Annotated in this window: 25 protein-coding genes and 1 tRNA gene; 14 read left to right on the top strand and 12 right to left on the bottom strand. The window is 54.5% G+C overall.

Translation table 11 applies throughout. From position 1 onward, the window contains the following. Positions 1-66: 66 nt before the first annotated feature. The 3 genes from nspC to Q1A48_RS02960 all read left to right on the top strand — a co-directional run bounded on the left by nspC (position 67) and on the right by Q1A48_RS02960 (position 2962). Positions 67-1260, top strand: a complete 1194-nt coding sequence (gene nspC, locus Q1A48_RS02970) for a carboxynorspermidine decarboxylase (RefSeq protein ID WP_299940984.1) — start codon at positions 67-69, stop codon at positions 1258-1260. 68 nt (positions 1261-1328) lie between these two features. Beyond that, a complete protein-coding gene (speB, locus tag Q1A48_RS02965; protein ID WP_299940981.1) occupies positions 1329-2204 on the top strand; it encodes an agmatinase in 876 nt (291 codons plus the stop codon). Positions 2205-2311: 107 nt separating this feature from the next. Beyond that, positions 2312-2962 carry a DUF6515 family protein gene (locus Q1A48_RS02960; protein WP_299940978.1) on the top strand — a complete coding sequence of 217 codons (651 nt, stop codon included), beginning with the start codon at positions 2312-2314 and terminating at the stop codon, positions 2960-2962. Here the strand turns inward: Q1A48_RS02960 and Q1A48_RS02955 are convergent. The 6 genes from Q1A48_RS02955 to rpsF all read right to left on the bottom strand — a co-directional run bounded on the left by Q1A48_RS02955 (position 2952) and on the right by rpsF (position 7708). Next, on the bottom strand, positions 2952-4043 hold the full coding sequence (locus Q1A48_RS02955; protein ID WP_299940976.1) for a crosslink repair DNA glycosylase YcaQ family protein: 1092 nt from the start codon (positions 4041-4043) through the stop codon (positions 2952-2954). The two genes, Q1A48_RS02960 and Q1A48_RS02955, sit on opposite strands and share 11 nt — an antisense overlap. A gap of 47 nt (positions 4044-4090) precedes the next feature. After that, on the bottom strand, positions 4091-5533 hold the full coding sequence (gene dnaB / locus Q1A48_RS02950; protein WP_299940974.1) for a replicative DNA helicase: 1443 nt from the start codon (positions 5531-5533) through the stop codon (positions 4091-4093). A 109-nt stretch (positions 5534-5642) separates the two neighbouring features. Beyond that, positions 5643-6089 carry a 50S ribosomal protein L9 gene (gene rplI, locus Q1A48_RS02945; protein ID WP_299940972.1) on the bottom strand — a complete coding sequence of 149 codons (447 nt, stop codon included), beginning with the start codon at positions 6087-6089 and terminating at the stop codon, positions 5643-5645. Between the two features lie 34 nt (positions 6090-6123). Further along, the gene (locus Q1A48_RS02940; RefSeq protein ID WP_299940969.1) at positions 6124-6966 is read right to left on the bottom strand and encodes a hypothetical protein; all 843 of its coding nucleotides are present in this window, start codon (positions 6964-6966) and stop codon (positions 6124-6126) included. Between the two features lie 43 nt (positions 6967-7009). Then, positions 7010-7240 (bottom strand): 30S ribosomal protein S18, encoded by a 231-nt coding sequence (gene rpsR, locus Q1A48_RS02935; RefSeq protein ID WP_067084304.1) that lies wholly within the window; start codon positions 7238-7240, stop codon positions 7010-7012. A gap of 12 nt (positions 7241-7252) precedes the next feature. After that, positions 7253-7708 carry a 30S ribosomal protein S6 gene (gene rpsF / locus Q1A48_RS02930; RefSeq protein ID WP_299940958.1) on the bottom strand — a complete coding sequence of 152 codons (456 nt, stop codon included), beginning with the start codon at positions 7706-7708 and terminating at the stop codon, positions 7253-7255. Positions 7709-7966: 258 nt separating this feature from the next. Here rpsF and Q1A48_RS02925 point away from each other — a divergent pair, with 258 nt between their 5' ends. Continuing rightward, positions 7967-8797, top strand: coding sequence for an alpha/beta fold hydrolase (locus Q1A48_RS02925; RefSeq protein ID WP_299940955.1), 831 nt, complete (start codon positions 7967-7969; stop codon positions 8795-8797). Between the two features lie 166 nt (positions 8798-8963). Here the strand turns inward: Q1A48_RS02925 and rlmB are convergent, their stop codons facing one another. Beyond that, complete coding sequence (rlmB, locus tag Q1A48_RS02920; protein WP_299940952.1) at positions 8964-9737, bottom strand: 23S rRNA (guanosine(2251)-2'-O)-methyltransferase RlmB; 774 nt, start codon at positions 9735-9737, stop codon at positions 8964-8966. Positions 9738-9749: 12 nt separating this feature from the next. Continuing rightward, positions 9750-12497 carry a ribonuclease R gene (gene rnr, locus Q1A48_RS02915; protein WP_299940949.1) on the bottom strand — a complete coding sequence of 916 codons (2748 nt, stop codon included), beginning with the start codon at positions 12495-12497 and terminating at the stop codon, positions 9750-9752. 246 nt (positions 12498-12743) lie between these two features. Here rnr and Q1A48_RS02910 point away from each other — a divergent pair. The 7 genes from Q1A48_RS02910 (at position 12744) to Q1A48_RS02880 (ending at position 18004) form a co-directional block, all read left to right on the top strand. Beyond that, positions 12744-12830: transfer RNA gene (locus Q1A48_RS02910), tRNA-Leu, on the top strand. Between the two features lie 575 nt (positions 12831-13405). Then, positions 13406-14020 carry a 3'-5' exonuclease gene (locus Q1A48_RS02905; RefSeq protein ID WP_299940946.1) on the top strand — a complete coding sequence of 205 codons (615 nt, stop codon included), beginning with the start codon at positions 13406-13408 and terminating at the stop codon, positions 14018-14020. A 386-nt stretch (positions 14021-14406) separates the two neighbouring features. After that, positions 14407-14721 (top strand): hypothetical protein, encoded by a 315-nt coding sequence (locus Q1A48_RS02900; protein ID WP_299940943.1) that lies wholly within the window; start codon positions 14407-14409, stop codon positions 14719-14721. Positions 14722-14892: 171 nt separating this feature from the next. Next, the gene (locus Q1A48_RS02895) at positions 14893-15198 is read left to right on the top strand and encodes a hypothetical protein (RefSeq protein WP_299940940.1); all 306 of its coding nucleotides are present in this window, start codon (positions 14893-14895) and stop codon (positions 15196-15198) included. Between the two features lie 276 nt (positions 15199-15474). Next, positions 15475-15735, top strand: a complete 261-nt coding sequence (locus tag Q1A48_RS02890; RefSeq protein ID WP_299940937.1) for a DUF4212 domain-containing protein — start codon at positions 15475-15477, stop codon at positions 15733-15735. Positions 15736-15738: 3 nt separating this feature from the next. Then, a complete protein-coding gene (locus Q1A48_RS02885) occupies positions 15739-17472 on the top strand; it encodes a sodium:solute symporter family protein (RefSeq protein WP_299940934.1) in 1734 nt (577 codons plus the stop codon). Between the two features lie 79 nt (positions 17473-17551). After that, the gene (locus Q1A48_RS02880) at positions 17552-18004 is read left to right on the top strand and encodes a hypothetical protein (protein WP_299940931.1); all 453 of its coding nucleotides are present in this window, start codon (positions 17552-17554) and stop codon (positions 18002-18004) included. A gap of 567 nt (positions 18005-18571) precedes the next feature. On the opposite strand, the gene Q1A48_RS02875 is transcribed toward Q1A48_RS02880, so the two are convergent. Beyond that, positions 18572-19183 carry a hypothetical protein gene (locus Q1A48_RS02875; protein WP_299940929.1) on the bottom strand — a complete coding sequence of 204 codons (612 nt, stop codon included), beginning with the start codon at positions 19181-19183 and terminating at the stop codon, positions 18572-18574. 654 nt (positions 19184-19837) lie between these two features. Between Q1A48_RS02875 and Q1A48_RS02870 the strand changes: the two genes are divergently transcribed. Then, positions 19838-20326: a GFA family protein gene (locus tag Q1A48_RS02870; RefSeq protein ID WP_299940926.1), complete on the top strand. Its 489-nt coding sequence runs from the start codon at positions 19838-19840 to the stop codon at positions 20324-20326. Between the two features lie 126 nt (positions 20327-20452). On the opposite strand, the gene Q1A48_RS02865 is transcribed toward Q1A48_RS02870, so the two are convergent. Next, on the bottom strand, positions 20453-21331 hold the full coding sequence (locus tag Q1A48_RS02865) for a LysR family transcriptional regulator (protein ID WP_299940923.1): 879 nt from the start codon (positions 21329-21331) through the stop codon (positions 20453-20455). 156 nt (positions 21332-21487) lie between these two features. Between Q1A48_RS02865 and Q1A48_RS02860 the strand changes: the two genes are divergently transcribed. Beyond that, complete coding sequence (locus Q1A48_RS02860) at positions 21488-22567, top strand: FAD-dependent oxidoreductase (RefSeq protein WP_299940922.1); 1080 nt, start codon at positions 21488-21490, stop codon at positions 22565-22567. Positions 22568-22791: 224 nt separating this feature from the next. Here Q1A48_RS02860 and Q1A48_RS02855 read toward each other — a convergent pair whose 3' ends face one another. Continuing rightward, positions 22792-22992, bottom strand: a complete 201-nt coding sequence (locus tag Q1A48_RS02855) for a hypothetical protein (RefSeq protein ID WP_299940920.1) — start codon at positions 22990-22992, stop codon at positions 22792-22794. 498 nt (positions 22993-23490) lie between these two features. On the opposite strand from Q1A48_RS02855, the gene csrA reads away from it, so the two are divergent. After that, on the top strand, positions 23491-23679 hold the full coding sequence (gene csrA / locus Q1A48_RS02850; RefSeq protein ID WP_299940917.1) for a carbon storage regulator CsrA: 189 nt from the start codon (positions 23491-23493) through the stop codon (positions 23677-23679). 189 nt (positions 23680-23868) lie between these two features. On the opposite strand, the gene Q1A48_RS02845 is transcribed toward csrA, so the two are convergent. Next, positions 23869-24321 (bottom strand): hypothetical protein, encoded by a 453-nt coding sequence (locus tag Q1A48_RS02845; RefSeq protein WP_299940915.1) that lies wholly within the window; start codon positions 24319-24321, stop codon positions 23869-23871. Positions 24322-24959: the final 638 nt, after the last annotated feature.

Below are 24959 nucleotides of genomic sequence, written 5' to 3'. Positions count from 1 at the left end.
GCACCCCCCCGCAAATCCCCCGGGCGGGCCAGGGGCCTGTCCGCCGCACCAGGATACAGCGCCCCCATGGACCTCACTCCCCGCATAGACTACTTCGGCAGTTTCGATCCCTATCGCGTACCCTCCCCCTGTTTTGTGATCGACGAGATCGCCCTGCGCGATAATTTGGCGGTACTCGCCGATGTACAGGCGCGCAGCGGTGCCAAGGTACTCGCCGCCCTCAAAGCCTTCGCCATGTTCAGCACCGGCCCCATCGTCGCCGAATACCTGTCCGGCACCTGCGCCAGTGGCCTGTATGAGGCCAAACTGGGGTTTGAGGAATACGGCGGTCGAGACCGGGGCAAGGAAGTCCATGTGTTCAGTGCCGGTTACAAGGAGGGCGAGCTGCGCGAGGTACTGGCATTCGCCCACCATGTGATCTTCAACTCCTTCTCCCAGTGGCAGCGCTACCGGGCACTGTGCCTGGATATGCAAAAGCAGCGCCCGCAATTGCGCTTCGGCCTGCGCATCAATCCCGAGCATTCCGAGGGCCACACCGATCTCTACGATCCCTGCGCACCCTGTTCGCGCCTGGGCATCGTGCGCGCGCTGTTTGACGGCGAGTCCCTCGAAGGCATCAGCGGCCTGCACTTCCACACCCTGTGTGAGCAGGACTTCGAACCCCTGGAGCGCACGATTGCCGCGGTGGAAGAGAAGTTTGGCGACCTGATCCCGCAGATGGAATGGATCAACTTCGGCGGCGGCCACCATATCACCCGCCGCGACTATCAGGTGGAGGCGCTGGTGTCGGCGGTGCGCGCCTTCTCGGCAAAATACGCTGTACAGGTGTACCTGGAGCCCGGCGAAGCCATCTCCCTGTTTTCCGGCATCCTGGTATCCGAGGTGGTGGACACCGGCTGGAACGGCCAGAACCAGGCCATCCTCGACACCTCCGCCACCTGCCATATGCCCGACGTACTGGAGATGCCCTACCGCCCGGAGATTACCGGCGCAGCGCGGCCCGGCGAACTGCCCCACACTTACTGCCTGGGGGGACAGAGCTGCCTGGCCGGCGACAGTATCGGCGAGTACAGTTTTCAGGACCCCCTGAAGGCCGGCGACCGTCTGGTATTCGAGGAGATGGCCTATTACACCATGGTCAAAACCAATACCTTTAACGGCATTCCCCTGCCGGCCATCGCCCTGTGGAACTCCGATACCGACAAATTGCAAATGATCAAAGAATTCAGCTACCGGGATTTCAAAGAGCGCCTCTCCTAAGCACCCCAGCGGGAAATGGCCCAACAGCCCCCACTCACAAGCGCAACCTGCCGCCAGAGGAACTACACATGCTGTCAGAAAGGGATTACCCCATTTTTCTCGGCTCCGAAATCGAACAGCCGAAGCCGGAAGATGCCTTTTTCCATATCATACCCATTCCCTATGAAGAGACCGTTTCCTATGGGGGTGGCACAGGCAGGGGCCCGGCTTCCATCCTGGAGGCCTCCTGGCAGCTGGAGACTTTCGACAACTTTTCCTCCCCCTGCGAATTGGGCATCTACACCCGCTCACCGGTATCGGTGTCCGGTCCTGCGGAGCAGGTGATGGGCAATATTGCCGCGGCCACCAAAGCGGTGCTGGATTTAGGCAAGATGCCTGTGGGTATCGGCGGTGAGCACTCGGTGACCTGGGGCATTATCCAGGGCCTGCTCGACGCCGGTGAGACCGACTTCGGCGTGGTGCAGATCGACGCCCACGCGGACCTGCGTGACCGCTACGAGGGTCACAGGCACAGCCACGCCAGCGTGATGCGCCTGGTGGTGGAGGCCGGCGTACCGCTGTTCCAGTTGGGTATCCGCGCCTATTGTGAAGAGGAAGTGCAGGCGCGCAGGGACTACAAGGTAGGCTACCTGGACGCCCACCAACTGGTGCCCAACAACGTGCAGACCTTCCAGTTGCCGGAAAACTTCCCCAGCAAAGTCTTCTTCACCCTGGATGTGGACGGCTTGGACCCCTCGGTATTCCCTGCCACCGGTACCCCGGTACCGGGCGGCCTGGGTTGGTACCAGACCCTCAACCTATTCGAGTCCGTCGCACGACAAAGGCAAATCATAGGCTTCGATCTACTGGAATTTGCGCCGATCGAGGGCTTCCACGCCTATGATTTCGCCGCTGCGCAGCTGTTGTACCGGCTGATGGGGATTATTCAGCGCAATCGTTCCTGAGCAGCCCATCATGAGATGATTGACAATTCTTAACCGAATAACCTGTCTTTACTACCACGATACGAGGTAGCATCCTGGATGTGAGTGACCACTTCGCTGGAGAAACCGTGAAACTGCTGAACAGTATACTTGGCGCCAGTGCATTCCTGGCACTGGCCACATTCGCCTTCGCCTTTAGCCCCTCTGCGGATGCGAGCGGCTATGAGCGCGGGGGAGACCATCACCACCACCGCGGCGGCTACTACCGCGGCCCCCGTGTTTCCATCGGCTTTGTCGCACCGGCATTACCCCTGGGACACGTGCGTGTTGCCGTCGGCGGGCGCCCTTATTATTACCATGGCGGTCACTTCTACCGCCACGGTCCCAGGGGCTATGTGGTGGTTGCCGCACCCCTGGGCGCCTCTGTGGTGACCCTGCCAGCCAGCGTCGTACAGGTGCAGTTGGGCGGCGTGACTTACTACCAGTACGGCAACGCCTATTACCAGTGGGTGCCGGCCACCCGCACCTATGTGGTGGTGGCACCGCCGGTACCGGCTCCCGCACCGGTAGCGGTCGTGCCGGCCCCCGCACCTGCGCCCGCGCCCGCTACCCCGAACCCCGGCCCCAATGGCTTCCTACCCGGCCAGGTGGTTGAAACCCTGCCCACCGGCTACGCCGCCGAAGTGATTAACGGCATCCAGTATTACCGCTACGGCGGCAACCACTTTTTGCCCACCCAGCGCGACGGCCACGAAGTCTATGTGGTGGTCAAGCTGTAAGTGCCACCCCGGCTTCCAGCGCCTGGAAACGGGCAAACTGCCGCAAGGCCCGCTGAAGGCTCGCCTCGAGCGATGCACCGGGCCTTTTCACCCAATGCAGCGCCTCTGTACGCAGCACCCCCGCTTCCCTGTCCGCTTTCAAATCCACCAAACCCACAAACTGATCACCGTACAAAATCGGCAGACAAAAATAGCCGAAACGGCGTTTGGCCGCGGGCACATAGCATTCCAACTGGTATTCAAAACCGAACAGGCGGCGCAGGCGCTTGCGCTGCAACACCAGTGGATCGAAAGGCGATAGCAGGCGCACCTTGCGCGACATGCGCGCAGGACGCTTCTCCAGCTGCTCGGTCAGTATCAGTTCCCTCCCCAGCGGCGACAGCTCACCGCTTGCCAGCATGGCCTCTACTGCTTGCTGTATCAGGGGCTTGTCTTCCCGACGCAGGTAGGCAACTTCTTCGGCGCGACCAATGCCCTGGCACCCCAGGAAGGTACGCACCAGATGGCAGCCGTATTCCAGCGCTGAGGCGGCGCTGGTTGGCACCTTTGCCGGCAGTAGGCGTTCGGGCAGATCAAAGACTTTCTGGAAGCCGTCGCGGTGGCTGACCATCAACTCACCTTCGTGAAACAGTTGTTCCAGGGCCTTTTTCTCATCGGACCAGTCCCACCAGCCACTTTTGGTGCGCACAAAGTCGCTGGCACGCAGCGGACCCTCCTTACGCACGCGATCCAGCACATAACGACACAGCCTGGCATTTTTCTCATACCAGTGGCGCTGGCCGGCGCGGATACGGTCCATACGCACGCGGGCGTAGGGATAGTGCGCCATGGGCAGGTAGGCGGCGGCATGGGACCAGTACTCAAAGATCTCGCGGCGCCGCTCGGCCCCGGCCAGTTGCGCTTCCCGATAATGGGGCAGGCGGTTGTAGAGCTGGTGGTGGTGGGCGCGGGTAATGCGCTGGATGGCGTCGAGCTGTAGCGCACCCAGATGTTTCAGCAGGGCGGAAAGATCCCCTGGCCAAGGGTTGTGGATAAACTGGCACTCCAGCACCAGGGCGCGGATCTGTTGGTCAGATAACACACTATGACTCCCTCGGGCCCGGCTGGCGGGAAACTGCCGTGGCGGGCTTACTCGCCCTGGTAGTATTCCGGTGCCAGGTTATCGAAGCGGGTGAACTTGCCGACAAAAGCCGCCCGGCAGGTGCCGGTCTCCCCATTTCTCTGCTTGCCGATAATCAACTCCGCCATACCCTTGTCCGGGCTGTCCTCGTTGTAGTATTCATCCCGGTAGATAAACAGGATCACGTCCGCATCCTGCTCAATGGCCCCGGATTCGCGCAGGTCCGAATTCATGGGGCGCTTGTTGGGACGCTGCTCCACGCCGCGGTTGAGCTGCGACAGGGCGATCACCGGGCAGTCGTATTCCTTCGCCAGGGCCTTCAGGGAGCGGGAGATTTCGGAGATCTCCTGGGTGCGCCCCTCGCTGGCCCCCTGCACCTGCATCAGCTGCAGGTAGTCCACCATAACCACCGCCGGCAGGCTCCTGGCCTCGGCCTCCTCGCGGCTCAGCTCGGGATGCGCGAGCATCAGCTTATTGATGTGATCGCGCACCGTGCGCTTGGTGCGCGCACGCACCTCACTGGGACTGAGCGCCGGGGTATCGTCGATATACAGGGCCCTGCCTTTCATCTTCTGCACAGCGCTGGAGAGCTTGGGCCAGTCCTCCTCCTGCAGCTTGCCGTTCCTGATCCTGCCCTGGTCGATACGGCCGATGGACGACAGCATCCGCATCACCAGGCTGTCCGAAGGCATCTCCATACTGAAGACCAGTGACGGGCGCTCCTGGCTGAGCATGGCGCTTTCAATAAAATTCAGTGCCAGCGCGGTTTTGCCCATGGACGGGCGCGCGGCGAGGACAATCAGTTCGCCGGGCTGCCAGCCGGAGGTGCGCTGGTCCAGCTCGGTAAGGCCGGTGCTCAGGCCGGTGATATCCCCCTCGGTCTTGAACAGCTCATCAATGCGCTCCACCGTCTTTTTCAGCAGCGCGTCCACAGCGACGAAACCGCCCTCTTTGGCGCGCCCCTCGGCGATCTCTGCCACGCGGCGCTCCGCCATCTGCAGCAGATCGGCAGAGGCCAGCCCACCGGGATTGAAGCTGGTGCGGCTGATTTCACCGGCGGCGGCGATCAGCTGGCGCAACATGGCGCGCTCGCGCACGATCCTGGCGTAGGCGACGATATTTGCCGAGGAGGGGGTGTTCTCGGCCAGTTCCGCCAGGTAGGCGGGGCCGCCCACATCGCCGAGCAGGTCGCGACTGGTGAGCGCCTCGGCGAGGGTGACGATATCCAGGGGCTGCCCGCCTTCGGTCAGCTCGCGCATCACCGCGAAGATCCTGCGATGACTGGCGGTGAAGAAATCCTCCTCCCCCAGTTGCTCGGCAACGGCATCGATGCGGCCCGGGTCCAGCATCAGGCCACCGAGCACAGACTGTTCGGCCTCTACCGAATGGGGCAGTGGCGAATGCGCATCGCTGTGCACCTCCTGTTCCGGCGGGGCGTATTCGTCGTTCATTGAAACCTATTGGATAGCAGAAACAAAACGGGCGCTGACCCGGCAAAGGGTGCAGCGCCCGATTGTAGCGCGGCTGGTATCCCAGACACCAACCGCCGGCCGAAAAAACCTATTCGGCTTCGATCACAACTTTTACGACAGCCGTCACATCGGAGTGCAGCTGTACGTCCACCGCGTACTCGCCCACTTCGCGCAGGGTACCCTGTGGCAGCCGCACTTCCGCCTTGGCGACCGCAACGCCACCGGCGGTGATCGCTTCGGCGATGTCGCGGGTACCGATAGAACCGAACAACTTGCCTTCGTCGCCGGCGTTGGCGGCGATGGTGACAACCAGATCGGCCAGCTTGGTGGCGCGGCTCTCGGCTTCTGCCAGCTTGCCTTCGGCGGCGCTTTCCAGTTCAGCGCGCTTGGCTTCGAACTCGGCAATATTGGCGGCGGTAGCCGCAATTGCCTTACCCGTCGGCAGCAGGAAGTTGCGGCCAAAACCGGCTTTAACGTCAACGCGATCTCCCACGTTACCCAGTTTGCCTACTTTATCGAGCAGAATAACTTCCATCTCGGTTTCCTCAATTTCTCTATTGTGCGGTGCGCTACTTGGCAAAGCGCCCGCGAATATCTATCCAGCTATCTACCAGGGCCAGACCGCACAGGAATCCGGCCAGGGGCAGCCCACCAATCACCAGCATCACATACATCGCCACCAGAGGGCCAATACCCCAACCGCGACTGGCGACCAGCCAGTGAATCAGGGCGATACCCGCCACCACCATGGGGAAGGCGACCACCGCTCCCCAGAAGGCGTAGCCCGGCGTGACCAGGCCCAACACCCACAGCAGCATGCTCGCCGCCGCCAGCCACAGCGGCAGACGCAGCTGATGAAACTCCTGGCGGAAACCGCCGGGATTGTACAGCAGCGCCTGCCAGTAGCGCCCCAGTATCAGGGCCAGTGTGGCACTCATGGCCAATATCAGGCTGAGATACCCGGTGATCTGCAACTCACCTGAAAACACCTGCCTGAGCTCCTCCATGGGAACGCTGTTCGGCTGTTCCGCAGCCCGCTCCACTGCCTGCAGAAAGCCCTGCAGGAGACCGCCGCTGAAGTAGGAAGTGAGCCCTATGCTCACCGCCGAGACGGCAATTACGGTCAACAGGGCGGCAATCCATGAGCTGCGGCTGCGCAGCGCCACAGCACCGCAGAGCACCGCGACAAAATAGCCTGCGGATATGCCCGCCACCAAAAGTGGCACATGGCCGCTCATACCAGCGACAACAATCGGCAGCAGCGCCCAGGCCAATACCATCAGGCCGTCACTGCTGCCGCGGCGCAAACTCACCAGAGCGAGAATCGCCGGGCTGACAAGCGGTATTCCCAGCATGGTGAGAATGACTGCCCGCACGCGCCCGCGCATAATAAATTCAGCTACGGCGCGCATTTTCAGATAGCTTCTCTATTAATGAGCCTAAACAAACTGCGGCTCAGGCTTCGTGACTGTCCGTGTACGGCAGCAGGGCCAGGTAGCGTGCGCGCTTGACCGCGGTGGCCAGCTGGCGCTGATACTTGGCTTTGGTACCGGTGATACGGCTCGGAACAATCTTGCCGGTCTCGGACACATAGGCTTTCAGGGTATCGAGGTCTTTGTAGTCGATACGCTTGACACCTTCAGCGGTGAAACGGCAGAACTTGCGACGACGGAAAAAACGTGCCATCTGATAATCCCCTTACTCTTCGCTTTCAGCGTTATCGGAAGCGGTTTCTTCCGCAGCGTCGGAGGAAGCTTTGTCTTCCTCGGTGCGCTCGCGGCGTTCGCGGCGCTCGGTGCGCTCGGTGCGTGCCGCCTTGCGCTCACGGCTCTCTTTTTCCGCCTTCATGATCGGGCTCTCTTCTGTGATCGCCCCGTCTTCCCGCATGACCAGATTGCGAATGACCGCATCGTTGTAGCGGAAGTTGGTGGTCAGTTCCTGTAGAGCCTCTTCGGTGCACTCAACATTCATGAGAATGTAGTGGGCCTTGTGGATCTTATTGATCGGGTATGCCAGACGGCGGCGGCCCCAGTCTTCCATGCGGTGGACCTGTCCGCCAGTCTCGTTGATGGTAGAGGTATAGCGCTCCACCATACTAGGCACCTGTTCACTCTGGTCCGGGTGAACCAGGAATACAATTTCGTAATGACGCATTTTTGCTCCTTACGGGTTAAACAGCCTTCCGGAATTCCGGTTAAGGCAAGGAGTACGATGGGCTCAGGGAGATCGGGCCCACCGCGGGCGGCGTATTCTAGGCACTCGCGACCCCGCTTGCAAGTTCGCCGATTTGTGTTACGGCCAGCATCCACGGGCATGTGTCTTGGCGGATTGGGCCAGCAGGGTGTGCCGTCTGGTCATGGGCCGGAGGCGGACACTGGCCTATAGTGCCCGCAGATTGAAGCGAGAAGTACCATGCCCCAGGAAATCCACGCGCTGCCCTTTGGCCCCTTTCGGGTCCCCGTGACCATCACCCGCAACGGTGCAGAAAGCCCCCTGGCCCTGGTTATCCCCGCCATGGGCGTTCCCGCCAATCGCTACCGGCTTCTGCAGAAGGAGCTGCAATGCCTGGGCTACAGCACCGCCATCACCGAACTGCCCGGCACCGGCGAAAGCCGCCCGCGCCCGCACCGTGGCGCAGACTACGGCTATAACGCGCTGGTGTTTGCGTTTATTCCGCAATTGCTGCAGCTTTTGGAGCAACAATACACAAAAGGACCGGCGCTGATTCTCGGCCACAGTATCGGCGGGCAGACCGGAACCCTGGCAGCCAGGGCCGGCCTGACCGGCGACGCCCGGGTTGTGAGCATTGCCTCGGGCCATATCCACTACCGCTGCTGGCGCGGCCCCCAGCGCTACGCCCTGCTCGCCTTTGCCCCGATCGCCAGCCTCACCGCCAGCCTGCTGGGCTACTTCCCCGGTGCACACATGGGCTTTGGCTGGCGCGAGGCGCGCGGGTTAATGAAGGATTGGGCCAGGGCTATCTACACTGGCCGTTTCGCTCCGGAAAAGTGCTTTGGTGCGCGCCGGCAAACGGCGCAACCCACCCTGCATATTGCCCTGGCCGGCGATACTTTCGCCCCCGTGCAGGCCGCACGTAAGCTGGCCGCCATTGTCGGTGGCGAGACCCGGGAGATGGCGGCCACCTATCCCAGCGGCAATCCACACCTGAGCTGGATCAAAAACCCGCGCCCGGTGGTTGCCGCCGTAGACCAATGGCTGGCCCGGCAATCCGTTTCAAGCTGAGCAGAAACAGGCGCTTAATGACAGCCGCTGCAAACTGGCGCGCCACAGCGGCCCAACCTGCACGGGGCGGCGCCAAGGCCGGCACCTTTACTCCCTTTGTATACAGGCAATCACACAACTTGCACCAGTCATTCAAAGGGCGCTATTCCGCAGTCTGTGGGGGGGTTTAAGGATTTCCGGGGGCGTGGGTACTGCGCTGGCGCACCGCCTCAAACAGGCAGACACCGGCGGCGACCGACACATTCAAACTGCTGACTTCCCCCGCCATGGGGATTTTCATCAGGTGGTCACAGTGCTCGCGGGTGAGCCTGCGCAAGCCGCCGCCCTCGGCCCCCAGTACCAGTGCCAGCGGCCCCGTGAGTTGGCTCTGGTAGAGGCCCTGCGGGGCTTCACCCGCCGCACCAAAGATCCATACGCCCGCCTGCTGTAACTGGCGCAAGGTGCGGGCAAGGTTGGTCACGGTGATCAATGGCAGTACCTCCGCCGCACCACAGGCCACTTTCCTAGCGGTAGGGGTCAGGCCGGCGGATTTATCCTTGGGGGCAATCACCGCATGGACACCGGCAGCCTCTGCTGAACGCAAGCAGGCTCCCAGGTTGTGCGGGTCGGTCACCCCATCCAATACCAGCAGGAAAGGCGCCTCGCCCTTCTGAGCGAGTTGCTCCAGCATTTCCTGCAGGTACTTTTCATCATGGACTCTGGTTTCCCCGACACAGAGCGCAATAACGCCCTGGTGATTGGCATTGTCTCCACTTTTTTCATCCAGCGTACGGCGATCAACAAACTGCAGGGCAATCGCATTTTTTTCGGCCTGCTGGATAATCTTCTGCAGACGCTGGTCATTGCGCCCCCGCAGTAACATCAGCGCCTGCACATTTTGCGGGGTGCCTTTCAGCAGTGCCTGTACCGCATGCAGGCCGTATACCACTTCCTGTTTCAATCTATCCCCCGGTCATTTTTTCTTTTTGTTGTTGGAAGAAGCCTTCTTCTTTTTTGCTTTAACGGTACTTGCCTTGCCTTTTCCCGTCTTCTGCGTCGCTTTACGCGCAGCCACGGCGGGGCGTTTTCCGCCCTTGCGCGGCGGTGTGCGCCTGGCGCCGCGACGCTTCGGTGCGGCATCTTCCTCTGACTTTTTTGCAGCCCCTTCGCTTGCCGCCTTTTTGCGGGTGGACTGTTCCTGTTCCTCAGAGGCCTCTACCGGCACCGCCTCGCTGGCCCCAACTTTGCGCTTGCGGAAAGGAGGCACTGCCACGGCGGTTTTTGCAGACCCACCCCAGGGACCGCCCCCGGTTGTACGCTGCGCATCCTTCTTCTGTTTGCCGCGGCGCTCGCGATCCACTTGGTGATCCACTGCCATTTCCATCGCACGCGCACTGACTTTGGTGGCTCCGGTCTCGCTGCTCCCGCCCTTGGCTCTGTTTTTGCGGGTGCGCGATACCAACTCCTGCAGGATAAAATCGACCTTGCGCTCTTCCAGGTTGACCCGCGCCACCTGCACCGTGACAGAATCGCCCAAATGGTAACGCTTGCCGCTGCGCTCGCCGATCAGGCGCTGATGTGCCTGCTCGAAACGGTAGTAATCCTTGGGCAGCGCCGTAACGTGAATCAGCCCTTCCACATATAAATCATCCAGCTCGACAAACAGGCCAAAGCCTGTCACCGCGCTGATCACCCCCGAGTAGACATCGCCTACGTGGTCCTGCAAATACTCGCATTTGAGCCAGCCGACCACATCCCGAGTGGCATCATCGGCGCGGCGCTCCGTCATGGAACACTGCTCACCCAACTGCACCATGGCCGGCATATCGTAGGGCAGGATATCCCCGCGCTCGATGCGCCCGGCGCCGGGTTCCGCGTGGACTTTTTGCGCCACAGCGCGCTTGTTGGCACTGCCATTGTGGATCAGCCAGCGCAAGGCGCGGTGCAGGAGCAAATCCGGGTAGCGGCGGATCGGGGAGGTGAAGTGCGCATAGGCACGGTAATCCAGGCCGAAGTGCCCGCGGTTTTCCGGCTGGTATACCGCCTGGTTCATGGAGCGCAACAGCATCATTTGAATGATATGAGCATCGGCACGCCCCTCGACCTGCTCCAACAGTGCCTGGAAATCCTTGGGCTGGGGCTCAGTGCCACCGGGCAGGCGCAGGCCCAGCTCACCCAGATACTCGCGCAGGTTACTGAGCTTTTCCTCTTTCGGTACATCGTGTACACGGTAGAGCGACGGCAACTCCGACAACACCATCAGCTTGGCAGCACAGACATTCGCCGCCAGCATGCACTCCTCGATCAGCTTGTGGGCATCGTTGCGCACAACGGGCACGATGCGCTCAATCTTGCGATTGCTATCAAAAACGATACGGGTCTCGGTGGTCTCAAAGTCGATGGCACCGCGACGATCGCGGGCACCGCGCAGTGCCAGGTAGAGGTCGTGCAGCCTGTCCAGGTGCGGCGCCAGCGCCGCAAACTGTTTGCGCAGGCCGTTGTTGCGCTTGTCGTCGCGCGCGGCCAGTAGCTGGCCCACCTGGGTATAGGTAAGGCGCGCGTGGCTGCGCATCACACCCTCAAAAAAGCGGTAGTCGAGAATGTCACCGGCACGATCAGTCTGCATCTCGCACACCATACACAACCGGTCCACCTCGGGGTTGAGCGAACAGAGCCCGTTGGACAGTTTTTCCGGCAGCATGGGGACAACAAAATCGGGGAAATAGACCGAATTGCCACGCTTGTGTGCCTCTTCATCCAGGGCACTGCCCGGGCGCACATAGTGGGAGACATCCGCAATAGCCACCAGCAGCTTCCAGTTCCCGTTCGGCAACAGCTCGCAGAACACCGCATCATCGAAATCCCGCGCATCCTCACCGTCGATGGTCACCAGGGGGAGCTGGCGCAGATCGACCCGTGCGCGCTTGTCTTCTTCAAGGACCTCTTCAGAGATCGCTGCCGCCTCGGCCTGCAGCGCGTCGGACCAGCTGTGGGGAACACCGTAGTTGCGGATGGCAACCTCAATTTCCATACCCGGTGCCAGGTGGTCACCGAGCACCTCAACCACTTTCCCCTGGGGCACCCGGTCGCGCCCGGGCTGGGTGACAATCCCCACCACCACATACTGGCCGTGCCCGGCACCCGCGGTGTCTTCCGCCGCCACCATGATGTCGAGATTGATGCGCGGGTTGTCCGGGCGCACAAAACAGATACCCTTCTCCAGGTACAGGCGCCCGGCCAACTGCTCGGTGTTATGCTTGATCACCCGCAACACCGCGCCCTCGCGCTTGCCGCGAAAGCCGCCCGGCGTTTCCCGCACCAGCACCTCATCACCATCAAATACCTTGCGCATCTGGCGATGGGACAGAAACAGATCCGGACCGCCATCACCGGGAATGACAAAGCCAAAGCCATCGCGATGACCGATCACCCGCCCGCGAATCAGGCTCATTTTGTCCAGCACGCCGAAGTCCCCGGCGCGATTGCTGGCGATCTGCCCATCGCGGGACATGGCAATCAGGCGCCGGCGCACCCCCTCGCGTCGATCCTCATCCTGCAGCCCCAGCAGCTCCGCGACATCCTCCCAGGACACAGGGCCGGCCTGTTGCTCCAGCAGCTGCAGCAGGAATTCACGGCTGGGTACCGGTTTTTCGTATTTCTCCGCCTCGCGCTGGGCATGGGGGTCTACGTTGAGGGGGTCTGGGGTATTTTTTTGAGTCAAAACAGCATCCGTTGTTGGGGGAGGGGCCACCAACCACTGGCGACATCCGGGGATCGTCCGGCCAAAAGCAGGCGGTAGAAAAGTAAGGAATAGTTCACTAATTTTCGTTGCAATTGCACGCAGTATAAGCGATTTTACGGCGCTTCCCGACCTTAACAGAAAGTGTAGAAAAAAGCGCCGCACGCCGTTGACACCCTCCTGTCGGAACTCTATAGTTCGCGTCCTCAACGCAGTACGCGTTGATTGGCCCAGGTGGCGGAATTGGTAGACGCGCTAGCTTCAGGTGCTAGTGACCTAACGGTCGTGGAGGTTCAAGTCCTCTCCTGGGCACCATCTATTTCTTATAAACCAAAAAGTTACGTGTGATTTTGTGCAAATCTGGTGCAAAGTGCATTAACTCTTGCCTCTTACCCTTTCTGATCCCCGCTCGCCCCGCAGAGGTCGCCGCAATCCACCTTCATCAAAAATATCCCTGGATGGCCCGATATAGCCGGAAAGCGCACCCCAGTAAGAGGAAAGGAGTAAACCACCCGGTGATGCCTGGCAAGTGACAGGCTGAAAAGGAACTGGCCCGCAGAGCCAAGCAATTCAGCGTGACCCTACTTCCCTGTACCAAGGAAGTACGCCTTGAGAAGGTAGAGACAAATAGTTTCGACTACTGGCCGAGGTATGAGCGGATCGAAAACGAATGGATCAACTGCTTATCGACGCCAGAGCGGGTACGAAACTCACAAGGGCAGAAAGTTGAGCTGGTGTTGCGGCAGCAAATCTATCGGTATCAGCCACTCACCCCGAATGGAGCGACACATCAGCCTGTAGAACTATTTGACTGACGCAGGACGTTGAATACCCCTAATTAAAGATAGCCTTTGCGATTATGGAAGGCGTCACAAAGATAATCCCTGAGCATGAAAAAAAATAATGCAGATACCGTAGTGGTACTAGACTTTGAAACCTCTGGCTTGTCTCCGGATATGGGTGACAGAGCAATAGAAATTGGGGCTGTTTTAATAGAAGCAGGAAAAATAACTGATCGCTTTCAGCAGCTGATGAATCCAGGATTTAAAATTAATTCTTTTATCCAGCAGTATACGGGCATTACCAACTCGATGTTACGCAATGCTGATATTGGATCAGAAGTAATAAAGAAGTTTGTTGAGTTTATCGGTAAGAATAACCTTGTGGCTCACAATGCCTCATTTGATCGACGTTTCCTCGACAGCGAAATGGCTATAGCTAAAAAATCCTATAATGGGCAATTCAGTTGCACTCTGCTTTTAGCCAGAAGAATATATCAAAATGCCCAAGATCATAAGCTGGGAACACTCATTCGACTAAAGAATTTACCTAGTAGCGGCGTTTTTCATCGGGCCCTTGCTGATGCAGAAATGACAGCTCACTTGTGGCTAAGAATGCTAGAGGATCTTGAGGTTGAGTATGGCATAGTGAATCCGTCATTTGAATATGTTGAAAAACTGTCTAAAATGCCCAAGCAAAAAGTTGCATCTCTCTTGCGAAAATAGCTATTCATACTCACCAGCACAAAAGTTACTCCCCATCAAAACGCAACAACCTCCGCAATGAAGTTAGAATTGGAGGATGTATGTTGTACCAGACTCCTATTAGTTAGCAAGCTTAAGTGGCCTATATCGAATTAATACACTAATCATCCCAAAACCACAATTGCCGGATTGCTTCTGGGGGAGTAGCTCAGGTCATCGTAAATGGCACCTTAGTGCAAGAGAACAGTGGCCGATAAATTTTAAATAGCAACACAAGGCACTAACCCCAATTTACTTCTGGAGGTGCAATCAGGATAATGGTAGCCATCGCGCTCATCCCTTAGATATTTTTCAAAAAAAAGAACCAGCAAAATACATATTAAATTTTCTGAATAAAAAGAATATATATGGGTAAAGCTCTCCAGTTTAACTGCCTGACAGATTTGAGGGAAGTAATCAGCCAATTGGACGGCTATTTTGCAAGGCCGACGCCTCGCGGCACTCATCCTACAATATATGCTGATCGAGATGATGGACCTTATCGGACAGTTATGGGCATTAGGGTATGCGATTATAAATTGTCACCTGATGGTCAGTGGGTTCTTCCTGATAGCCAAATGGGGCTATCTTTTTCTTCAACTTGGCAGCATTTGGAGAATGCTCACAAAATGGCATCAAGAATATTTGGTAAACCCGTAGATATTTTTTTGGGTACTATCTGAAGCAGACATTCCAATTGGTATGTCATTTCAACCCGATCAAAGAGTTTCTAAATCAGCGAAAGGCCATTACCTATTAACAGTTACCAAAAAAATGAAAACCAGTTCTTTGGTTGATAAATTAAAATGGGTAGCAGATCGTATGTCAGTAATCCGTTCAGTGGAGGATGCATTATGATATTGACAGTAAGATATCCGCACGTCAGAGAGCTAGTTTCATACTACGCAAAGAAATTGTCCGATAAGCTTGTGCTGTCAATATTAGAAAAAGGACTAAACTCTGAGAGTGAAGCCGAACATTTCAGCCATTTTATATGGAAAATGCTGGATGTAATGGCAAAAGATAGAGAAGAAAAGAATATTGTTCTTGGCAGTATTGATAATACATCAATGGGGCCAGACATCTCTTATGAAGTAGGCGTACTGATGCAAGAGGAAGGCTTTGATTCAATTTGGGAAAGAATATCTGACGAATCATAGTTTTTAATCAAGCAGTGCTCGGATGTGAGCACGTAGAGGAATTATCTTTATTTCAGCGGAGGTATGCTTGTCGCGTAGCGGCTTCGTTCAACAAAGTGATCGGTCCACGCAAACAATCCCGCAGTTGATTACGAGATAGTGAGTATGAGTGAGATACGCGCACAATATCATCGCTACGGATATCGGTGATCACCTGGATAAATATAACAGGCTTTGGGGCTAGTTGGGTGACGCAGAGTTTTAAACACCCTCAACAAATAACAAGAGTATATTTTTATGCCCAGACAACAACTTGCCCAGGCCTATTGGCGGGAAAACTTACGATTAGTCACCGTATTACTCGCCATTTGGTTTTCCGTTTCCTTTGCTGCCGGCATTATTTTTTTCGAAGATCTCAACGCTTATAGTCTTGGTGGCTACAAGCTCGGTTTGTGGTTTGCCCAGCAGGGGTCGATCTATACCTTCGTCATTCTTATCTTTGTCTACGCAAAAAAGATGGCCAAACTGGATAAAAAATACGGCCTCGACGAGGAGTAGTCTATGGAATTACAATTACTGACGTATATCGTCGTAGGCGCCACGTTTTTAACTTATATGGGCATCGCCATATGGGCTCGCGCTGGATCAACTAAAGAATTCTATGTCGCCGGCGGTGGCATCCACCCTGTTGCTAACGGTATGGCCACAGCGGCGGACTGGATGAGTGCGGCATCGTTTATATCAATGGCCGGGCTTATTGCTTTTATGGGCTACGGTGGCTCAGTTTTTTTGATGGGTTGGACCGGCGGCTTCGTGCTACTGGCTTTACTGCTCGCCCCTTATCTACGTAAATACGGTAAGTTTACCGTCCCTGAATTTATCGGCGACCGGTTCTATTCCCGTGCCGCCCGTATTGTTGCTGTTATCTGCTTAATCATTGCCTCTGTGACCTATGTTATTGGTCAGATGAAAGGCGTGGGCGTGGCTTTTTCTCGTTTCCTGGAAGTCGGCTACAGCACCGGTTTGATGATCGGCATGGTGATTGTATTTTTCTATGCGGTTATCGGTGGTATGAAAGGCATTACCTATACACAGATCGCACAGTTCTGTGTATTGATACTGGCCTATACTATTCCCGCTGTCTTTATTTCCCTCACTCTAACCGGCAATCCTATTCCGCAACTGGGTCTCGGCAGCACTTTAGCGGGCAGCGAAACCTTCTTGCTTGATCGACTCGACCAGGTAGTGACCGACTTGGGCTTTAACGAATACACTACCACGGCCAGACTCAGTACATTAAATATGTTTGCTTATACCATGTCTTTGATGATTGGTACCGCTGGCCTACCCCACGTTATTATTCGCTTCTTCACCGTGCCAAAGGTACAAGATGCGCGCACCTCGGCAGGTTGGGCTTTGGCCTTTATCGCTATTCTCTACACCACGGCTCCCGCAGTTGCCGCGATGGCTCGTCTTAATCTTATCGAGACGATTCAACCGGCCAACAGCGCTGGCAACCTCGCCTACGACAAACGTCCAGACTGGTTTAAGAACTGGGAAAAGACTGGGTTATTGGCCTATGAGGATAAAAACAACGATGGTTTAATCGATTATAGTGCCGACAAGACCACTAACGAGATGGTCAAAGTTGACCAGGATATTATCGTCTTAGCCAACCCGGAAATCGCTCAACTGCCTAACTGGGTGATAGCGCTTATCGCCGCAGGCGGATTAGCCGCAGCCCTATCAACCGCTGCTGGCCTGTTATTGGCAATCTCTTCGGCGATTTCCCATGACTTACTCAAAGGGGTATTGTTGCCCAATATCAGTGAAAAGCGCGAACTCCTTGCCAGCCGTTTATCGATGGCCAGTGCGATTGGTTTTGCCGGTTATCTGGGGCTTGATCCACCGGATTTTGCCGCGGGCACCGTCGCCCTGGCCTTTGGTATTTCCGCCTCATCAATATTCCCGGCACTAATGATGGGCATATTTAGCAAGAGTATTAACAACCAAGGGGCTGTCGCCGGCATGGTCGCCGGTATTAGTGTCACCCTACTCTATGTTTTCCAACATAAAGGCATTATGTTCATTGCCGACACAGCCTTTCTGGGCGAAATGCCAGCGAACTGGTTCTTCGGTATCGAACCTAACGCCTTTGGCGTGGTAGGCGCTATCGTCAACTTCAGCGTGGCCTTTGTAGTCTCTCACGTGACGGCAAAGCCGCCACCAGAGGTCCTCGATTTAATTGATTATATACGGACTCCCAACGGGGTTGGTGAAGCCGTCGATCATTAATTAAACTGGCCGGATACTTGCCGGCTCACCCTCTCCGGCAAGTATTTTTATTTCTCGATTCAGAAAAGTGTTTTTCGTTATGATGTTGAATAAGCATATTGTTGTCGCGCTACTGGTCACCCCGATATTGGCGCTTATTGCTTATTTTGGTGTTGATTATTTAGTCAAAGAAAAGCCAAGCACTGCCGTTGCCGGACAACACTACACCCTCGTTAGCCGCTCTAATTGCCGCTACGAAAGCGGTTTATGTGACATGGAAAATGGGAATTTCACTATCCGCTTACACGCCGGAAGTACCACCCGTTCGATGATTATCGACAGTAAATTTCCACTGCAAAAAGCGCTCATTGGCTTTGTCACCAACGACAACCCCACACCAAAACCAAAAGCCTTACACAGCGATGACGGCCATCGCTGGTCGATTATTTTACCCGCTAATACCCTCGCTATTCAGGTCGTCGTTAAAAGTAAAGACAGCCTTTATAGCGGCGAAACAACCACCCGCTTCATGCAACCAAAAAGCTCAGGATAACGATACGGTTAATGCTATTGTGGTCAAGTCCAAACCGGACACCTCAGCTAAGTCTTCCAGACCGGCCCCTGCATCCAACTCATCTGTGCCAGGCCGTCCACCTTGACCATTACGGCCCTCCCTTTAACAGTCCTTCAGTATCTCCATGGCACGGGCGAGCTTAGTGATTAGACGCTCGCTAATTGCTTTTGCCTGATCCTTATCAACAACTTTGACTTGGCGTCCGTCGATCATCTTGGTCTGAGTCACAGCTTTGGTTACAGGATTCTTAACTATATGCATAGACGTTGATTTCTCCCCTTTTTTGATCTAAGCAAAAAACACAGTTTGTGCCTATCTACGCATTGTTGGGACAGTGTATCATTGAGCGAGAGAAGCGTAATTACCCCCCTCTCAGTACCACCCGACCATTTGGCGCGCTATCTATCTTGCTTCCGCAAAACAACCCATCTAGCACACTAAGTATCTACTCCACTACCCCGGCCAGATCGTCCCCACTATAATCAGCAGAAAAAAAATGCAGGTCCAACACAAGCCCAAAAAATCAAAGTATGGTTCACTGTAGTGTCAGGCATACTGTCGCACATAAGAAATTGAACCACTGGATATATTCATAATCTCGAGAATATCGCCCGAAGTATAACCAACTGCTACTTTAATGGGATTTATGTCGCTGTATCGCAGAATCAGCTCGCTTTTACACAGTTCCCTGGCCAATAAAGAAACATAACATAAACTAAACCCAACATAGCCATCACTGCTTAAATAGTTCGGCCTCGAATTACCGTTACATACCGCACCGATATTCCGCAAATATCTCGAACTCAAATCAGATTTTGAATACAAACAGTCTCGACTGGAGGGCCAGCTGTCTGAAGCTGTTGGATATACTACCAACCCTACATCGGAAAACTCCCGCCCAGCGATGTCTTTAAATTCACGCAAACTAAAATATAGAACAGAAAAAGAATGAATATTATCCATGTTAGCAACCTCTGCGCTAAACCAAGCCTGGGCAAGTTCCTGTTCGTCTGCCCCAAGCATCGCCGGTAATTTAAGCCAACGCAAGTCAGGGTTGCGCCCATCCGCCCAAAAAGCCAAGTTTTCCAAACTTGCCTGGATTGGATCATTCTTTTCTAATTCGTTAAAAATTCTTTCGTAGTAATCAGGTAAAGACAAGTCGATCGCCTTAAATTCAGTCTGGTATTGATATAGTCACTGTTATAGCCACTACAGTTATTCAATATATTAACAGTCTTTGTCTCCGCACGTCTAACATACTGAACGTTCAATCTCCAGTGAAACCAGGGGATTACTTCCAGAGGTGCATTCCCATATCCAATTTTTTCATATCGTCAACCTCCCTCTGCTGTGAAACGCAGTACCCGATCAGGGTGCGTCCAGACTTATAACGTCTCAACTTAAGTTGTGATCAAGCAAGACTTGAGAAAACTTCAGGTGGTAGAGGCATTAACCAGCGGTGAAGTCGCTGAGCGTAATGGGATTGCTATATCGGTTGTTGATTTTTACGAACGCAACAGCCTGGTTCAGTTAACACGATCCGGATAAAGTCATCGCTGTTACTCCATTCCGGAACGCCAAAAGATTGCTGTGATACCAGTTGCGTAACTTTATCAGGATAGATGTTTGCCCTTTTCAATCTGCGTAGTCACAAATGTATGGGAGGATGTCATCGTGCTCCTTTAAAGGTGTGCAATCCGTCTGACCCAATTACACTAAACTATGGCGATAGACTATCCGTTGCTTTGGTTACAAAGAAACACCAGAAATTTATTGATTCTATAATGATGAGCAAATACTCAGGATTTGAATATGAAATATACGGGCTCCTGCCATTGCCAGTCGGTGCGCTTCAGTTTAAATATGAAACAACCGTATCCCTTTAACCGCTGTTACTGCTCAATATGCAGAAAAACCGCCGGGGGCGGGGGATATGCCATTAATCTGGGAGGTGATTTCAACTCGTTGCAGATTGAAGGTAAGGCGTTTTTATCAATCTACCAGGCAGAAATCAGGGATTCTGCTACAGGAGAAAACAATAAGAGCCCTGCGCAGCGCTCCTTCTGTTGCAGGTGTGGCAGTGCCCTTTGGGTTTGGGACCCGCGCTGGCCAGAGCTGGTGCATCCTTTTGCCTCGGCCATAGATACCGAACTGCCCGTACCGCCCCAGCGCACCCATATGATGCTAAAGTATGCCAGGCCCTGGATTGAGCCTGATATCCGCAATAGCGATGAAACCTTTGATACATACCCCCAGGAATCCCTGGCGCAATGGCATAAACGCCATCAGCCCGGTGTATAGTTCTGATCCGGCATTAACCGTCTCCCCGTATTAAAAGATGGAGAGGGGGCCAGTGTTGATTCCTGTTCGGGAATAACCAACCCAGGATTTTCACTGATCGCAAAAACTGCGGAATCACTTCAGCTTCTACAGTGGATTAATCTCCCAATCGGTTTGTTGCTTCAGGAGGTCAATAAATGTCCTGATCTTGGGCATATTGATCATATCCCGATGGACCAGTGTCCAGAGAGATAGTTTCCAGTCTTCACCCACAGGAATTTCAACCAGATCCCGGTTCGTTGTTACCAGGGTCTTTGGCATGCCGCCAATACCAATACCAGAAAAAAGCGCGTGGCTTAGGATCTGGGTTGCAGACGTGGTTAAAATAATTCGGTCCTCATCTACGTTGCTGTAAATCCAGTCATTCCATGGCAAGTGTATCGGGCGCTCAATCAAAGCGATAAACCTGTGCTTTTGCAGATTAGCTTTTGCCGGGTGGCCGTGCTTTTTTATATAGCTTTTATGGGCACATAACACAATCTCAACAGTGGTTAATGGTAAAACAATATTGTCCGGGGTTTCGGGCTTCGGGCCGCCGCGGATTGCAATGTCTGCCTCTCCATATTCAAGCTTGAAATTGCGCAAATCCCCAATGATATTCATCCGCATGCCTGGGTGTTGGGCCTGGTATTGATTGATGGTGGGCATCAATACACTGGCCATTTCATTGACCATGGTGATGGTCAATGTGCCCTGCAGGGGTTTCTCCCTGCTTTGCAGCCGGTCAGACAGATTGTTGAACTGGTTATCGGTCACCTCCCCAAGACGCATGATCTCCAGGCCCGCTTCGGTTGGGAGATACCCCTTATCGTTGCGTTGAAAAAGCACGATACCAAGGCTCTCTTCCAGGGCATCAATATGGCGCATCACCGTTGACCTGTGCACGCCGATTGCCTGGGCGGTGGCGCTTAAGGTACCGAGTTTGGCCAGTTTGTAGGCCGTACGCAGTTCAGTCCACTTCTCCATACATCACCTGGCTCACCCTTCTTTTGGCACTGGTATTCCCTGACACCTAATGTGCATATATGCACATCAGTGTCTTATATTTGCGCATTTACCACATAAATGCAACGGCCTATTCTAGGGCTTCCAGAGTAGGATTGCAGGTTCAGGTGCAGTGAAATGACGATTCAAACTGATGTATTGATTGTAGGTGGTGGCTTTGCCGGGGTCTCTGTGGCCCAGACGTTGGAGAAACAGGGCATTCACACCACCCTGGTGGACCAAAAAGAGTACTTTGAGGTGACGTTCGCTACCCTCAGAAATCTGGCTGATCCTGGCATGACGGGTAATCGGGCACGTAAGCATTACAAGGACTTCCTGCAAGGGCATTTTATTCAAAGTCGCGTTCAAACCCTTGGCCCTCAGCGTGCGGTATTGTCTGATGGCGCAGAGATCCAGTTTAAGCACGGCATCATAGCTTCGGGCACCCGCTACCCCAGTTTACCGATTGCCAAAACAGACGAGTCCATGGGTTTTCAGGCGCGCAATAATGAACTGATGGCGGCGCATACCCGGCTTAAAAAAGCGCGAAAAGTAATGGTCATTGGTGGTGGCGTTGTGGGTGTCGAGTTGGCCGGAGAAATTGCCCATGCGCATCCGGACATCAAGCTCGTATTGGCGCACAATAATGATGTGTTATTGAATGGCTTTAAACAAAAGGCACAAGCCAGGGCACAACAGCAACTAAAAAGCCTGGGGGTTGAGATTGAATTCAATCGCCGGTACCAGAAGCAGGATGATCAGTACATTGACCAGAATACAGGCCACATCAGTGATGCCGACCTGGTGTATGAAGCAACCGGCGTATTGCCCAATAATGATTTCCTTAAAGCGGAACTTGCCCATATCCTGAATGAAAACGGCTTTGTTAAAGTCGATAAGAAACTGCAGGTTGAAGGCATGGGCAACTTATATGCGCTAGGCGATATTGCCGATGTCGGCGAGGCCAAGCTGGGTTATCTTGCCGTAGAGCAGGGTAAACACCTTGCAAAGGTGATCGTTAACAAGCTCAAAGGCAAGGCTGTAAAAGCCTATAAGCGCAATCCGCTTATGGCCCTGATTCCCGTGGGCCAAAAACAGGGGGTAGTGCAATTACCCTTTGCGGTGACTACTGCGAGATTTTTAGTGGGGTTAAAGCAGAAAGACCTGTTTATTAACAAAATCTACAAAGGGTTTGGTACAACACCCAATGCCAGCTAGCACCTGGCGGCTACTGAGAACCCGCCAGCAACCCAACCAAATGCATCCTTACGCCGTGCTCGTTATCAAAGCGTTCCTGCAACCTGGCCAGCAGCAGCACTGCCAGTTGCCCCATTAAATGCCCCCCTGTGTCCATACTTGGCGCGGCCTTAGCGGGCGGCGCCGGGCCTACTTGTTACAGTGTTCAGCACACGGAATAATTGCTATCTGGCGTACTTGAGAGATCAGCGCTCGCCAGGGATAAAGCCCAGGCTTGCATCACAGATAGAAGCGTTGGACTCCAGGGCAATTTCGACACCCGAAAAATGGTGATGTTGTCCAGTGATCTTCTGGCGTAAGCGGCGGTAGAGCGTACCCCTGTAACCGGCACTTTTAAAAAGGAAATGGCAGTTTTCCCGAGCCCCTGGGGTTATAAATATAGGCATCCAAATAATCTTATTGGATTGCATTCCGTTTTCTTTCATGTCAAAGCGGCGTAGAATCCAAAGGTTTCTATCAGTATTTGGGCCGGTTTTTGCGAGCCAGTAGCGCAAGGGGCCCAAAAAGCCCAGGCAGTTTCCAACCCGGGCATTTTCTCAAAGAGCCTTCCCTACAACAGGAGAACGGTACGTGACCTAAGCGTAAGTAAAAGGCGCTGACCCAAGGTGCGCCAACACCAAAGGGCCAGCTAACCAAATTGATAACATCACTATCAAAGTGGCTCTATGGATCATACGCTAGAAACCCGCTCGTCTTCAATAAAGTGGGACATTATCAGACGCCAGGGGTGGTTGCCCAGGCTCTGGAAGCGTTGCACGCGCCTGTTTCGCTTTACCGCCTACCGTTCCCGTGCACCTCCCTGTAGTGTCTTCACAGGTTACTTTCCCAGTATTCCCATCATAAAAAAAGTCATCCCGGGATTTGCAACCCGGAAGGAAAGGCTTATGTTGGTTGTAAAACGCCGGCCCGGCGAGAACCTCAGAATCGGAACCAATGTTTCCGTCACCGTATTGAGTATTACCGGTAACCAGGTCAGGGTGGGCATCGCGGCCCCCAAATCCCTGCCGGTACACCGGGAAGAAGTGTATCTGCGTATCCAGAAGGAACAAATGCAGGACACGGAAACCCGTTGAACTGCGGATTTCGGCACCGCTGCTGCCCAAAGTGTGCGGTGGTGGGTATTATTCTGGCCGAGATATACGCTGTGGCGCGGCGCTAATTGCCATTAGACACGCATACACCACAGGCATTCTGCTAGGCTCGAAAACCCAACGCTGAAATGGGATTTTCCCAGTAGCCCGCCTGGGTGGCCAGTGCCCGGGTTACGGCCATCCATCCCCCCTTTCCCAGCCTTCATATCCCGGTGTATCACGGGTATGAAGGCCTTCGATAAAACAAAATCTTGACTCAATGTTCCCTTTATAGCCCCAGGCGCCATTGGTAGATATTCCTTTCGGTGGTCCATTATGGCCATTATCGCCCTGTAATGTCCCTGAAAAAAATATGCCATCCTTTGTGAAGTGCGGGCATCTTACTATCACCCTAAAAGTTGTGCCCGGTTCACTGTTCACAATAATCCCCCGGCGACCTATTTCTCCAGCGGGAGTGCTATCCCACAAAAATACATGCAGGTGGTGCTCTAGCTTAATGGAACCATCTGCCAGTTGATAGCCACTGGCTTCTGCCGTTAATAAACCGCGCGCCCTGATCCGCTGCCTGAGTACATCCAGGCCAACGTTATTTTTATCTATCACAACATGCGTATATTCGTCCATTTTTACTCCCGGTTTTTAAGAGAGAACACCACCAGTAAGCACGGTTGAGCAACTGTAGGTTTTTGAAACCTTGCTGTGGTTTCTACCGGCTTTGACACCTATTGTCAATTTATGTTGCCCTCCCAACTGACTCGATGCAAAGCCCTCAACCTCTGCCCCATCACTCTGGCCAGGACTACACGGTTGTTGCCAGTAAATGCGGGCAGTGCTGCCGGGTGATTGGTCATTTGCCAACCGTTGCAGCCATAGCAATTGGGCACGCCAACTTTTGGGCAGGATAGGGTGATCCTTCCAAAACCAGATTATTGAGAGGTACGGGCATCCCTACTGCCACGCAACGTCTCGCGGGCGATCAGTAGCGGGTTTTCCAGTACTCAGGGATTAGTTGAAAACTCACTGGCAGCCATTATGGATAAAAATTGAATATTGGTGTATTAATTGGGGGCTGCTCTATCAGCTGGGAGTGAATATACAGCCTTAACCTGCCAACTTGCTGCTCTACTCACACTCCAACACCGACCAGCTTTTCGGTTTCTTGCAGAGTGTAGTGGTCAACTTTTACCGGACAGTAAGTTAAGATTTTCTTCCGCCTTTGCAGGTGGTATACCATCGTTGTGCTGATGGGGACGCTCCCAGTT

It is taken from the genome of uncultured Microbulbifer sp. (assembly GCF_947489355.1).
Taxonomy (GTDB): Bacteria; Pseudomonadota; Gammaproteobacteria; order Pseudomonadales; family Cellvibrionaceae; genus Microbulbifer.
The sequence above is the reverse complement of the archived record's forward strand: the minus strand, read 5'-3'. Positions and strand labels throughout refer to the sequence as shown.

What these genes read in the sequence shown, in the direction of transcription:
- speB (WP_299940981.1), top strand. Translation starts at nt 1,329, where the DNA reads ATGCTGTCAGAAAGGGATTACCCCATTTTTCTCGGCTCCGAAATCGAA.
- rpsF (WP_299940958.1), bottom strand. Translation starts at nt 7,708, where the DNA reads ATGCGTCATTACGAAATTGTATTCCTGGTTCACCCGGACCAGAGTGAA.
- rpsR (WP_067084304.1), bottom strand. Translation starts at nt 7,240, where the DNA reads ATGGCACGTTTTTTCCGTCGTCGCAAGTTCTGCCGTTTCACCGCTGAA.
- rplI (WP_299940972.1), bottom strand. Translation starts at nt 6,089, where the DNA reads ATGGAAGTTATTCTGCTCGATAAAGTAGGCAAACTGGGTAACGTGGGA.
- csrA (WP_299940917.1), top strand. Translation starts at nt 23,491, where the DNA reads ATGTTGGTTGTAAAACGCCGGCCCGGCGAGAACCTCAGAATCGGAACC.
- Q1A48_RS02900 (WP_299940943.1), top strand. Translation starts at nt 14,407, where the DNA reads ATGGGTAAAGCTCTCCAGTTTAACTGCCTGACAGATTTGAGGGAAGTA.
- Q1A48_RS02855 (WP_299940920.1), bottom strand. Translation starts at nt 22,992, where the DNA reads ATGCCTATATTTATAACCCCAGGGGCTCGGGAAAACTGCCATTTCCTT.
- Q1A48_RS02885 (WP_299940934.1), top strand. Translation starts at nt 15,739, where the DNA reads ATGGAATTACAATTACTGACGTATATCGTCGTAGGCGCCACGTTTTTA.
- Q1A48_RS02905 (WP_299940946.1), top strand. Translation starts at nt 13,406, where the DNA reads ATGAAAAAAAATAATGCAGATACCGTAGTGGTACTAGACTTTGAAACC.
- Q1A48_RS02860 (WP_299940922.1), top strand. Translation starts at nt 21,488, where the DNA reads ATGACGATTCAAACTGATGTATTGATTGTAGGTGGTGGCTTTGCCGGG.
- Q1A48_RS02925 (WP_299940955.1), top strand. Translation starts at nt 7,967, where the DNA reads ATGCCCCAGGAAATCCACGCGCTGCCCTTTGGCCCCTTTCGGGTCCCC.
- Q1A48_RS02865 (WP_299940923.1), bottom strand. Translation starts at nt 21,331, where the DNA reads ATGGAGAAGTGGACTGAACTGCGTACGGCCTACAAACTGGCCAAACTC.
- nspC (WP_299940984.1), top strand. Translation starts at nt 67, where the DNA reads ATGGACCTCACTCCCCGCATAGACTACTTCGGCAGTTTCGATCCCTAT.
- Q1A48_RS02845 (WP_299940915.1), bottom strand. Translation starts at nt 24,321, where the DNA reads ATGGACGAATATACGCATGTTGTGATAGATAAAAATAACGTTGGCCTG.
- Q1A48_RS02870 (WP_299940926.1), top strand. Translation starts at nt 19,838, where the DNA reads ATGAAATATACGGGCTCCTGCCATTGCCAGTCGGTGCGCTTCAGTTTA.
- Q1A48_RS02940 (WP_299940969.1), bottom strand. Translation starts at nt 6,966, where the DNA reads ATGCGCGCCGTAGCTGAATTTATTATGCGCGGGCGCGTGCGGGCAGTC.
- Q1A48_RS02880 (WP_299940931.1), top strand. Translation starts at nt 17,552, where the DNA reads ATGATGTTGAATAAGCATATTGTTGTCGCGCTACTGGTCACCCCGATA.
- Q1A48_RS02895 (WP_299940940.1), top strand. Translation starts at nt 14,893, where the DNA reads ATGATATTGACAGTAAGATATCCGCACGTCAGAGAGCTAGTTTCATAC.
- dnaB (WP_299940974.1), bottom strand. Translation starts at nt 5,533, where the DNA reads ATGAACGACGAATACGCCCCGCCGGAACAGGAGGTGCACAGCGATGCG.
- Q1A48_RS02890 (WP_299940937.1), top strand. Translation starts at nt 15,475, where the DNA reads ATGCCCAGACAACAACTTGCCCAGGCCTATTGGCGGGAAAACTTACGA.